10 protein-coding genes are annotated in these 12,062 nt (G+C 57.8%); 6 read left to right on the top strand and 4 right to left on the bottom strand.

Translation table 11 applies throughout. The features are described 5' to 3' along the window. Positions 1-118: 118 nt before the first annotated feature. A complete protein-coding gene (locus SBC1_RS01345; protein ID WP_165987015.1) occupies positions 119-1,222 on the bottom strand; it encodes a Shedu immune nuclease family protein in 1,104 nt (367 codons plus the stop codon). 302 nt (positions 1,223-1,524) lie between these two features. On the opposite strand from SBC1_RS01345, the gene istA reads away from it, so the two are divergent. The 3 genes from istA (at position 1,525) to SBC1_RS01330 (ending at position 5,511) form a co-directional block, all read left to right on the top strand. Then, on the top strand, positions 1,525-3,009 hold the full coding sequence (gene istA, locus SBC1_RS01340; RefSeq protein ID WP_243830260.1) for an IS21 family transposase: 1,485 nt from the start codon (positions 1,525-1,527) through the stop codon (positions 3,007-3,009). Continuing rightward, the gene (gene istB / locus SBC1_RS01335; RefSeq protein WP_122944000.1) at positions 3,006-3,857 is read left to right on the top strand and encodes an IS21-like element helper ATPase IstB; all 852 of its coding nucleotides are present in this window, start codon (positions 3,006-3,008) and stop codon (positions 3,855-3,857) included. Before istA ends, istB begins: the two co-directional genes overlap by 4 nt. Before the next feature lie 1,261 nt (positions 3,858-5,118). Beyond that, on the top strand, positions 5,119-5,511 hold the full coding sequence (locus SBC1_RS01330) for an SDR family NAD(P)-dependent oxidoreductase (RefSeq protein ID WP_165987010.1): 393 nt from the start codon (positions 5,119-5,121) through the stop codon (positions 5,509-5,511). A gap of 237 nt (positions 5,512-5,748) precedes the next feature. Here SBC1_RS01330 and SBC1_RS01325 read toward each other — a convergent pair whose 3' ends face one another. Both SBC1_RS01325 and SBC1_RS01320 read right to left on the bottom strand, forming a co-directional pair. Next, positions 5,749-7,014 (bottom strand): IS256 family transposase, encoded by a 1,266-nt coding sequence (locus SBC1_RS01325; protein WP_165987008.1) that lies wholly within the window; start codon positions 7,012-7,014, stop codon positions 5,749-5,751. 300 nt (positions 7,015-7,314) lie between these two features. Continuing rightward, positions 7,315-8,492 (bottom strand): IS3 family transposase gene (locus SBC1_RS01320; RefSeq protein ID WP_207958421.1). Its coding sequence is split into 2 segments (ribosomal slippage): positions 7,315-8,225 and positions 8,225-8,492, totalling 1,179 coding nucleotides; the frame shifts between segments, so codons are not numbered across the junction. Positions 8,493-8,654: 162 nt separating this feature from the next. Here SBC1_RS01320 and SBC1_RS01315 point away from each other — a divergent pair. From SBC1_RS01315 to SBC1_RS01305, 3 genes are all read left to right on the top strand, one after another. Continuing rightward, complete coding sequence (locus SBC1_RS01315) at positions 8,655-9,881, top strand: ISL3 family transposase (protein WP_165096086.1); 1,227 nt, start codon at positions 8,655-8,657, stop codon at positions 9,879-9,881. Between the two features lie 38 nt (positions 9,882-9,919). After that, positions 9,920-10,399, top strand: a complete 480-nt coding sequence (locus SBC1_RS01310; RefSeq protein WP_165987006.1) for a hypothetical protein — start codon at positions 9,920-9,922, stop codon at positions 10,397-10,399. A 186-nt stretch (positions 10,400-10,585) separates the two neighbouring features. Further along, positions 10,586-11,176 carry a hypothetical protein gene (locus tag SBC1_RS01305; protein WP_165987003.1) on the top strand — a complete coding sequence of 197 codons (591 nt, stop codon included), beginning with the start codon at positions 10,586-10,588 and terminating at the stop codon, positions 11,174-11,176. Positions 11,177-11,405: 229 nt separating this feature from the next. Here the strand turns inward: SBC1_RS01305 and SBC1_RS01300 are convergent, their stop codons facing one another. Beyond that, the gene (locus SBC1_RS01300; RefSeq protein ID WP_165987001.1) at positions 11,406-12,053 is read right to left on the bottom strand and encodes a HEPN/Toprim-associated domain-containing protein; all 648 of its coding nucleotides are present in this window, start codon (positions 12,051-12,053) and stop codon (positions 11,406-11,408) included. Between the last annotated feature and the right edge of the window lie 9 nt (positions 12,054-12,062).

Genomic DNA, 12,062 nt, shown 5'->3' with positions numbered 1-12,062 from the left:
GTGACAATTCTACGACGATCGCCGGCGAACGTTGCACAAGCACTATGCAGACTTGAAGCAGAAACAGGTCACAAAGTCAGAGGGGGTGAGCTCTCTGCCTGCTGTAGTCCACGTGTGACTAAGATTGCCACGGTGGAGCTGAATCCGATGGTGCCTTGGCGATCGGCGTTGCCGTGAGAGCGTCGTGGAGGTACTTCAACCGCGCCAGTAGTTCGTCGAAAGTTAGGACGGTGATGTCCTTCAGGACTTGCCTGAACGTTTCGAAAGGCTCTCGATCTAACTTCGACGCCGGTAATGTACCAATGAGCACTACCGCTTGAGGCGAGTAGACCTCGGTGTCCTTGAGCGTGCCGTCGTCGTCGAGCTTCAGGTTTGCCCAGCCGGTAATCAACCTACGACGCTGACCAAGCACCTGGGTTATCGCCCCGGTTAGCTCGGGCGACGGACCCTGTTGTTCAGAGCGATAAGGTGTAAGGAGCTTCGTCCCCGGCGCCTTGATTTCGATGAGGGCCACGTTGCCTGTGCCCTGACCGCGCATCAGAAAGTCGGAGTATTTTCCTCCGTGGCCAGTGACGCGCTTGCCATGGACATATGGCGTCGCGCGTACGAAGATGGTCGGCACCGCGAAGGCCATTGAAAGAATGAAGGTGTTGGCTTCAAAGAAGCTTTGCCATTTCGTCTCGTTCAGATCCTGCCCGAGCTTCTCTTCATATTTGGAGATCATCTCCTGAAGCGTTGCGGTCTCGATCCTGCTCACCAGTTCGTAAAGTGTCTCAGGTGAGTCCTTTGCGATAGCCTGGGCGTTGTCTGCCACGAGATTAATTACGTTGCGTCGGGCTGCCTTCGGGATGTCGGCGCTCACCCGGCCAATCTTGACCATCTCGAATATCATTTCCGCGCTGACTTTCGGCTTTCTCGGCGGGAAATTCTCTCGATCGACAGAAGTCAGAAGCGCGTTGTGGGCGAAAAGTTGCTTTTGCGTGCGGGCCTGTCGCTGGTGCCTTGATGAGATCGAGCGCATGCTTCTAACGAGCTGCTTCAGATACAGCTCAGTGATGACGTAAAGGTCATCTTCAAAGGATGGCGGGGCGTCGCCACCGCCAATGATCACGACAACGCGCCGAGCTAGCCCAGCAATGGTGGTGGGTATAAATCGATCCTGGCTCGTAAAGCCAAGGCCGTTCAGCGGATTGCGCTCAAGCCAGTCCGGAAGGCTTTCCAAAAGCGCCTCAACCTCACCGTGCTCGGTTGGCTCTTCATATGGACCCGATCGGCGTTGCGCGATACATACTCGGTTGCCGCGCGTCAAACAAGATGAGAGCCGTGCGTCAATCAGGATGAGAGTACTGGCGTTGCGGCAGCGGTGGAGGGCGTAGCCCAGAACCGCTGCCGCAACGCCGCGCCGAGGAGTCCGCCCCGCTGCCGGGGTGCCTTGTCGGTGGTCGCGGTAAATCGGGTATGAACAGCTCTTCCATGTAGCGAAGGGAGGCTGAGTTGCCCGGCCGACACATCAACGACCATCAGATGAGGCTCTTCATGAAGTACAGACTCAAGGAAGGACCAGCTCAAGCGGCTGCGCGCGCCGGGTTCAGCGCCGCCACGGGTTATCGCATCGATCAGGACCGGCGACTGCCATCGAAGAAGAAGGCACCACGTGCGCGTCGCCGTCCCGATCCCCTGGCGGCAATCTTTGACACAGAGATCGTGCCGCTGCTCCAGTGCGCTCCCGGCATCCGGCCGATAGCCGTACTGGACGAGATGCTTCGGCGCCATCCCGACCTTCCGGGCAACGTGCGCCGCACACTGGAGCGCCGTATTCGCGACTGGCGCGCACTCCATGGCGAGGAGCATGACGTTATGTTCCGTCAGGTACACGAACCCGGTCGTCTCGGGTTGTCCGACTTCACCGAGATGGACAGCTTGGGCGTCACCGTGGCGGGTGTCGCGCTTGACCACCGCCTCTATCACTTCCGGCTGGCCTGCTCGGGCTTTGAGCACGCTCACGTCATTCTCGGCGGCGAGAGCTATGTCGCGCTGGCCGAAGGGCTGCAGAACGCCATCTGGGCACTCGGGGGCGCGCCGCGCGAGCACCGCAGCGACAGCCTGTCGGCGGCGTTCCGCAATCTCGATGCCGACGCGCGCAAGGATCTGACCACGCGTTACGATGCGCTGTGCGCCCACTACGGCATGCAGCCCACACGCAACAACCGTGGCGTTGCCCACGAGAACGGCTCCATCGAGAGCCCTCATGGCCACCTCAAGAGCGCAGCGCGTGATGCGTTGCTTCTGCGCGGCAGTCACGACTTCGACGATCTTGGTTCCTATCGCCGCTTCATCGACGAGATCGTCGGTCGAATCAACGCGCGTAATGGCAAACGCATTGAGCTCGAGCGGGCACTGCTTCAGCCGCTTCCGGCCCAGCGTACGTGTGACTACGAGGAAACGCGCGTGTACGTCACGACCACCTGCGGCTTCGTCCTGCGCAAGGTGTTCTATACCGTCCCGTCCCGGCTGATCGGCCATCACCTGCGCGTGCGCCTGTACGACGACCGGCTGGAGCTGTTTCTGGGCAGTACGGCCCTGATGACACTGCAGCGCGGCCGTGCGGGTCCCAAGGGCAAGCACGGCCATGTCATCAACTACCGGCACGTCATCCACGCGCTGCGCCGCAAGCCCATGGCACTGCTCAACCTGGTCTACCGCGATCAGATCTTTCCGCGCGAGGCGTATCGCCTGAGCTTCGATCGCCTGCTCGAGCAGCTCCCGGAGCGTCAGGCATGCAGGACCATGGTAGAACTGCTCAGCCTGGCCCACGAGCACAACTGCGAAGCCCAACTGGCCAAGGCGCTGCAACAGTGCCTGGACGATGGACGGTTACCCGATCTCGACGCACTGTGTTCGCGCTTCGAAGCGAAGCCGACGAGCAGCATGCCAGAGGTGAACATCCAGCTCGCCGCGCTGAGCGACTACGAAGCCCTGCTTGACATGGCAACGGAGGTGACGGCATGAATCTCGACATCGACGCCACCCGCTTGTCGCTGCTGCTCAACGATTTGCGGCTGCCCGCCATCAAGCAGATCTGGTCCAGCTTTGCCGAGCGCTCCGACACGGAAGGCTGGCCGGCAGCACGCCTGCTGATGGCGCTGGCCGAACACGAGATCGCCGAGCGCGATCGACGCCGAGTCGAACGTCACCTCAGGGACGCCAAGCTCCTGCCGGGCAAGACACTGGAGAACTTCGATTTCGACGCGGTGCCAATGGTGTCGCGCGCGCACGTCTCGGCGCTTTGCGCGGGCGACGGCTGGTTGCGTAACGGCACCAACCTGATTCTTCTGGGGCCGAGCGGAGGGGGCAAATCGCACTTGTCGTCGGCCATCGGACTGAGCCTGCTGGAGAAGGGCTGGAAGGTCCTCTTCGCTCGCACTACCGACCTCGTGCAACGGTTGCAGGTCGCGCGCCGCGAGCTCGCGCTGGAGTCCGCCATCAACCGGCTGGATCGCTTCGACCTGGTCATCCTGGACGATTTCGCATATGTCAGCAAGGATCAGGCAGAGACGTCAGTGCTGTTCGAGCTCATCAGCGCCAGGTACGAGCGCCGTTCCCTTTGCATAACGGCCAACCAGCCGTTTGGCGAATGGGACAAGGTTTTCCCCGACCGGGCCATGACGGTGGCCGCCGTCGACCGGCTGGTCCATCACTCGACCATCTTTGAGCTGAACGTCGAAAGCTACCGTCGCCGTACTGCCCTGCAGCGCAAGCAGCAGGGACCGGGACGCCCGGCCAGTCGAGCGACACCAAAGAACGTTGGCGTGCCACCGACACAGGAGGATCAGCACGGCATCGACCTCACCGAATGACCCGCTGTTCTCATCCTGATTGACGCGCGGCTCGCAGGCAAAGCTAGCCGGCGTCAATCAACCCCGGATTCACCTTCCACGCCACCACATTCTCATCTGATTGTCGTGCAGCCAGAATACCTGCGGCGTCACAATTACACAGCAATCCTCATCGACTGATCGCTTCAGCTTGATTGTCGCGCGACACCCACTCGCCCGCGTCAATCAACGCCGCACGTCAATCAATAAACGCTTGCCAGCGTCAATCAACATCGGCATCATCATTTCTGCCGCGACATTCTCAACTTGATTGTCGCGCGTCTCTCATCCAGATTGTCGCGCCACACTCGGTCGAGCCCACTGTACTTAGGCTCGTAACCATAACCCGAGGACGATGTCATGAACGGGAAAATTGTAAGCATATCCGGCGCGACGTGGAGCACTCGTGCCCTTGCCCCATGCTCGATCACGTGGCCTGAAGGCGGCATTAGATAAAAATAGACATCCGTACCACCTTCCTCTGATTTCTCGCAATCGTACGAGATACGTTCTGAGAGGGTGTCCCTGATCTCGAGCGACTGATGAACTGACCTACCCATGTGGTTCCCTTGTTATATGCGCAGCCGAGTCATCTTAAGAGATAGCCTCGGCCAATCGCCCTTGGTCGACTTGGCCATTTTATTAGAGTCTCTCTGCGCAGAATTCAGGAACCGACTTGAACGACAACCAGAAACCGCACAAACAACCTCTGTTTCTCCATGGCTATTACGCCCTTGTTTCACCATCTTAGGTTTGAGATCTACCCTTAAGATGCATGCTCCGTTTTCAGAGATGCATCCTGGTGGAGTTGAGCCCAGCCCTCATCCTGCAGAGAGCCTTCAGACCCAACTCGCGAGCATCGTCTGATGCACCCTGAAGCCAGCGTCGCCCGTCAGCCGTTCGCCTCGGAGCGCTAACTTCGCCACTCCGCCCGGGGTCTCAAGACTATCCCACAGTCCCGGGGTATCCCGTGGTCGCTGCCGTTGTTTGCCCGACCAACCACGCGGCAGTCCAAGAAGTAGAACTGCACTCAGTATACGATGGCATCGCGGCGATGATCCTCCGCTATTGGGTATCCACTTGAAAAGCTTGCTGCTCTGAGCGGCCAATCTCGGCAAAAATTTTGCGAAGCGAACTCGACGTCGCGCACGATATTGACGACGTTGACGTGTTCGACAGACCGGGTGGCTTATGACATTGTTACGCTGGTTTTCCTAACCACGATGCCTGAAGCAAATCCCATATGAAAAGAACTTGGACGCCGGCAGAAATCCCATCCTTGGACGGCAAACGAGTCCTGGTGACCGGAGCAAACAGCGGCATCGGCTATCACGCGGCGCGGGTATTGGCGCAGAAGGGGGCGCACGCCATCCTGGCCTGCCGTGATCAGCGTCGCGGAGAATCAGCACTAGCCCTTCTGAGGACCGACGTGCCCACTGCCAGTGCCGAGCTGGCAACCCTAGACCTTGCCTCTCTTGAATCGATTCGGGAGTTCGCGCGCCGCGAGTTTGCGGAGGAACGTCCCCTTCATGCATTGATCAACAACGCAGGTGTGATGGCGCCGCCGGAGAGGCTTGAAACCGCTGACGGTTTCATTCTGACCGCAATGACGCAATTAACTATACGTTGCTCCTGAAAAAGTCCCCATCTGGAACAACGTACCCGGGAGTGGATTTCACGTAACCGCAGAAGAATCCAAACGCTTTGTCTTTGGCGATGTCGCTAGGCGAGAATGTTTCCGGCGTAAATACCACAGCCGCTGATTGCTCAATTATCCCTACATGAATGAAAGCTGCAGTGATGAGCTCTGAGCAGAAGTAAATTCCGAGATATGGTCAAGAGTGGTGTACGGGCAGTTTGATAAGCGGCGATTTCAAGCGGCGAGTTTCTGCTGATCCGGTCGATCGTCTTGCACCGGTTCACCGTCTTTGAAGGCAAAGCCCTCCAACAACAGCTTGATCTGTTCGGGGCCGTTGATGCGGCGCCAGGTTTTCTCGGCTTCCTCGATCAGCTTGAATGCAAGACCGAGGAAGGTGGGTCGCGATACGCAATTGCGCGTACGCGAAGTACGGTGACGTACCGTGGCAAACGTCGACTCAATCGCATTGGTCGTTCGCAAATGCTGCCAGTGCTCAGCCGGAAAGTCGTAGAACGCGAGCAAGCTTTCGCGATCCTTCTTCAGCGTGTCCGTCGCCTTCGGATACTTGGCCGCGTGGATCGTCACGAACCGGTCGAACGCGACGTACGCGTCGGCCCGTGTTGCTGCCATCCAGATTGACTGCAGATCCGCCTTGGCGCGGCCCTGTTGAGCCTTCGGAAGTGCATTGAGCACGTTGCCCATCTTGTGAAACCAGCAGCGCTGAGCGCGCGTCGTTGGAAACACTTCCTCCAACGCGGCCCAGAAGCCCATCGCGCCGTCGCCGACTGCTAGTAATGGCCCCGCCTGCAAGCCACGCGCCTTCAGATCCAGCAGGAGCTCTTGCCATGAGGCTTTCGACTCCCGATACCCGTCGCCGATCGCCACACGTTCCTTCTTGCCCTCAGGCGTCACGCCAATGATTACCAAGAGGCACTGGCCGTCTGAATTCTCGCTGCGCAGACCGGTATGAATGCCGTCGACCCACCAATAGACATATCGTGACTTCGATAGCTCGCGCCGGCTCCAGTTGGCATGCTCTTCGGCCCATTGCGCCTTCAGGCGGCTCACCACGTTCGCCGACAAGCCTTTGGCGTCCTCACCCAGCAGCACGCTCAGCGCCTCGCTCATGTCGCCCGTCGAGATGCCCTTCAAATACAGCCAGGGCAGCGCTGCACTCACGCGCGGGGACTTCCTCACATAGGGCGGCACAATCGATGAATTGAACTTCACGCCTGATCCTGAACGATCTCGAACCTTGGGGACCTTAACCACGACCGGTCCGGCGGCTGTCAACACTTCGCGCTCCGGCAAATAACCGTTGCGCACCACGGCGCGCTGCCCGTGCAGTGTCTTGACGTTCTCGAACCGCTCCAGCAGCGACGACAACTCCGCTTCGATTGCCTGCTGAATCACCTGCCGAGCTCCGTGCCGAACCAATTCGTCCAGCCCCAAACCGACTCCCGATAGTCCAACGACTTCTTTTTCTTTAAACTTGCTCATGGTGGATGGTTTGTTGTTTGCTAGTTTCCGACTTCGACAATCAGATTCTCAGCTAAAACCTCCACCGCCTTCAATCTCCCGCGCCCCAACTTCCCCCGTACACCAGAATCGAGCTTATCTCGTAAATTCCTCGGGTACTCGGAACTTCTAGCGTCGTTCCCTCAAAGTAGCCATGAACTCGCTCCATAAGGTCATTTCGATAACTTTCCTTTCGTCCGGGAAATTTCGCTAAGCCTATCTGATTAAAGCGCTTGCCCATTGCTTGAGCCGCAAATTCCTCCAGAGAGCTCAATGTAGTGGTCAAGTTATTTTAGACAGGCAGATAGGTTGTTCCTCTGTCGATTTTGCCTCATAGGCCGCGGGCGACAGATAGCCCAAAGTCGAGTGCAGGCGCACGGGATTGTAGAAGCCGACGATGTACTGATTGATGTCGCTGCGTGCCTCGTCGTGGTTGGCGTACCGGCGCTGCCACACGCGTTCCATCTTCAGGTTCAGGAAGAATCTTTCCATCACCGCGTTATCCCAACAATTTCCCTTGCGGCTCATGCTGCAAACCACGTGATGCTGTTTGAGCAAAGCCTGGTATTCGACACTCGCGTACTGACTGCCCCGGTCCGAATGCAGGACCAGTCCCGGTGGTGGGCAGCGCTGCTGCAGTGCCATACTCAGTGCTGAGATGACCAACCCGGCCGGCATGGTGGGCGCCATTGCCCAACCGACCACTTTGCGTGAGTACAGGTCCAGCACGACGGCCAGATACAGCCAGCCCTGAGCCGTACGGATATACGTAATGTCCGACACCCACGCACGATTGGGCTGCGCCACCTCAAATTGCCGGTTCAACACGTTCTCGGCCACGGGCAGCGTGTGCTTACTATCGGTGGTCGAGACGAACTTGCGCTTCCAACTCGCTCGCAAACCCGCTTCGCGCATCAGCGTACGCACCCGGTAGCGGCCCATACGCAGCCCTTGCCCGCGTAGCGCATGCATCACACGCCGGCTGCCGTAGCTCGCGCCGCTGGCGGTGAACGCGGCCCTGACATGCGTTCGTTCCTGCAAGCGCTTTGGACTGGGCGTTGCACGCCGGTGAGCATAGTAGCCCGAACGGCTCACCTGCAATAAGCGGCAAGCGTGACTGACCGATACGGCCTTCTCTTGCAAGCGAGCTACCACGCGGTAACTCACTTCAGTTCCCGCGCAAAGAAGGCCGACGCTTTTTTTAGCAGGCTCACGTCTTCGCGCAGTTGCCGGTTCTCCATTTCAAGTTGCCGAATACGCTGCTGCTCGACCGTCAGTGGTTTGCCCACGCCAGCACCCCCACTGCACTCGGCATCGTACTGGGCCACCCAGCGCTGCACAGCCGTCTCTCCAAGCTCCATCGACCGGCAAACCTCACCGACCGGTAACCCTTGGTCTCGTATCATCCTCACCACTTCCAGCTTGAAGCTGGCGTCAAATTGTCGGCGCCTTCTCGTCATCTAGCTTTTTTGCCTCTTTTGAATTTGGAGTGGGTGGGTTTGGCGGGTCAAGGGCGGGCGTGAGCCCGGCGCAGCGAACCCTTGAGGCGCGCTCACCCAGTAAGATGATTCATGGGTGATTGCGGCAGAATGCGGGAATCACCCATGTAAAGCCAATCAGCTATGACGAATCAATTGTTCGAATCCGCCCTCGGTATCACGGCTCCTTGGTATGTCCGAAGTGTTGACTTCGATGCTGCTCAGCGGCAGCTCAACATCGCCGTTGACTTCGTTGCAGGCAGCCGATTTAGCTATGCCGGGGTTGCCGGCGAGCATCCCGTGCACGACACGCAAATCAAGCGCCTGCGGCATCTGAATTTCTTTCAGCACGAGTGCTTCCTCGAAGTGCGGGTGCCCAGGGTGCGCCTGCCCGATGGTTCAGTGCGTTTGGTTGAGCCAGGTTGGGTGGGCCAGCTCAGCGGCTTCACATTGTTGTTCGAGGCGTTAGTGCTGATGCTCGCGCAGCAGATGCCGTTCGCCGCCGTTGCACGCGCGGTCAATCTGTCGTGGCATCGAGTACATGCCATCTGTTCGCGGTATGTGGAGCTGGCACTCGCGGCCGCCGACCTGTCGGGTGTGACGGCCGTGGCGATTGACGAAACCTCGTACCGTCGCGGTCATGAGTATCTGACGCTGGTCGCCGACATGCAGGCGCGGCGGGTCGCGTTCGTCACCACAGGCAAGGATGCCAGCACGATAGAGCGCTTGGCCACCTACCTGAGCGAACACGGCGGCTCGCCCGAGCAAGTGAGCTCGGTCAGCATCGACATGTCGCCGGCTTTCATCAAGGGCGTCAATGAGCATCTCCCCGAAGCGCGAGTGACCTTTGACAAGTTCCACGTCGTCGCTCACGCGTCCAAGGCGCTCGACACAGTACGTCGGCAGCAGCAGAAACTGGACCCTCAGCTTAAAGGCATGCGTTGGACGTTGCTCAAGGACGCCGACAAACTGAACCTTGCGCAACTCACCGACCTTGAGGCGTTGGTCAGTCAGTACACGACCAATCGCACCGCCCGAGCCTGGCTTTACCGAGAACAATTGCGCGACATTCTCGAGCGCAAACAAATCAACGTCGTCTCCGAGATGCTGCATCAGTGGTGCACCAACGTCATGCGCTCCAAGGTCGAGCCCATGAAGGATGTCGTGCGTTTGGTTCGCAGACATTTCGATGGAATCGTTGCCTGGACCCAGACCCGTCAGACCAACGGTTTCATCGAGGCCATCAACGGCCTGTTTCAGGCAGCAAAGCGCAAGGCTCGTGGATATGCACGCTTTGAAACCATGCGCACGGTCTTGTTTCTCATTGCCGGAAAACTTAACTTCACCGCGTTCAACGCGCATGCCCGCTGAGCCGCATTACCCACTGAGTTTTCAAAAGAGCCTAAATAGTGTTTGTATTTTTTGTGGCATGTCGTGGACTTAAGAAATTCGCCGGCGTCCTCGACGACGATTTCAGAAGCTTGCACTTCGACCATGATGCAGTTGAGGCAGATGGAAACACTATATGGCCTTACTTCTACACTGGCCTAGAAGTCGGAGCCACGTATATGTACGAAGAAGATGCGTGGTTCGGATTCGGGAAGGAAAGAGTCCTCAATGAAGACTTGGAAAAGCTTGCAGGTTTGGTCGGATACGACTGGCGGATGCCCGGCTCGGATGACCCGGACCCGTTTGGCGAAATGTTTCGATGGGTTGGGAACGGGACCATGGGTCCAATTGCCTCGGCAAAGCTAGTCGCGGATTTCGCTGAGTGGGACGAGCGGGCGCGAGCGCTAGAGGACGACGACTTCTATGGTTTCTACAAGGATTCTCAAGCAATGTTTGAGTTCGCCGCGCGAGATGGTTGCGTTTTCCACCGATGGTCATGACGAAACAACAAGCGTCATCAAAATCAGGTTAATTCGACACCTAGTCGAGTTGCGCCTTTTCGTGTCGCGAGGAGGGCGCGCCACGCAATGCGGTGTACGGATCATGCAGGTATGCGGCTTCTATACTTTCGGCGCCCTTCACAACAAGTCACTTCTTTTCCTCTTCAAGTCAGCGAAACGTTGCAAATGAACAGAACTAAAATGCAAACCGCAGAACCAGCGCAGCAAGCTATCGAAAACCTCTACGAAAAAGTTGCCCAAGATGTTGTCGGATTCATGGTCGACTGCCAAATGAATGACGGTCACGTCAATGTAGGCAACCTCCAATTCGCGTTCGATTACGCATATCGGCCGCTTCTGCGATTTTGGCGGGACTTCGAACTCAAGACGGTAATCGAGGCCGTAACGAGACAATATCCTCATTGGCATGCAGTGGCTGAAACACGCCAACGGACTGCCGTCGATGTATTGCGTGAAGTCGAGGAACTGCTTGCCTGTCACGCCTTTGATGAAGCGAATGCTGAAATGATGATGGCTCTGCCCTTGACGGCACGTCCGCGCGATGAAGACGCGGCCTCCGAATGGATTTGCTCAGAACTTCGGAAAAGGAAACTCAAGCGGGAACTCAGATTTGCACAACAGGGTGGCTGGCGATGTGGCGAGCGCGCATTTGAGATTTTACACTGCATCGAAGAAGCCAAATTTGGACTCGAGTTCTGGAGGCTTCCAACCCATGTTGCTCGGACTTATCGAAACCGTTGCCTAGCAGGTCACTGACGCTCCGTCCCAAGGGGGCCCGGCAGACCTCCTCGTTGCGACTTGGCCACTGGTTGGCCCCCAGCGATTTTTTCGATGGTTGAGGTACGTCTAGCGAAAATGGCATCTGGGGTTTCGCCTCGCCGACTGACGACCCCGACTATTACGAGTTGCATAAGCTCGGCCATGTACCTTTCATTCCAACCAAAGAAAAAACGTGCGCGATGTTGATCGCGCACGCTGAGTCCAATTATCCCTCTCGTCGCGCGAGCATGTCATCGAAAGTAGAATCGTCGCAATGCTGGATGAACGATGTCACGTCGAGCTCACACGCTGCATTTCCCGCAGTGACCTCAAGCAATGCCACTGCCAAGTTCCTCAAGCTGCTGCAAGGAAATCCCAGGAGGCCGTGTTCGAGTTCCATTCCGTAAAGCTCCGGTTGGTCCGGACCGGTGATGATGTTTACCAGCAGATTACCTGTCGGCCTGAACCCCTCCGTCGCTCGTCCAGCGTGCGTCACTCCATTCTTAACCGCCCTTGCCAGCGCATCGAGCCAATCGTCGAGCGACCAAGCCGATATGAACGCTTCTGCGTAAACTTCAGCGAATTCGCCGGTGAAATGCAGGTTATCCCTATCGCCTCTTCGCCTGCAGCGAATCTGGTCATGATAGTCCCGGAACTCTTCCTCCAACGAAGCGCGGTTGTAGCCGGCACGGCCGAGACGCCGACGAAGCGTATCCGCCGTTACTGAATACACACACTCGACATCGACACTGTCGCAACTCCGTTGCCGGCAACGGATGAGTCGGTCCTCTGGCAGAAAGTACCATTGGTTGTAGCTGTCAGCGGTACTCGCGATAGGGTAGCCGCCGATGGTGGCGTTTACAACACATTGCATATAAATTCC

It is taken from the genome of Caballeronia sp. SBC1 (genome assembly GCF_011493005.1).
Lineage (GTDB): Bacteria > Pseudomonadota > Gammaproteobacteria > Burkholderiales > Burkholderiaceae > Caballeronia.
This window is presented reverse-complemented; position numbering and strand designations above follow the sequence as displayed.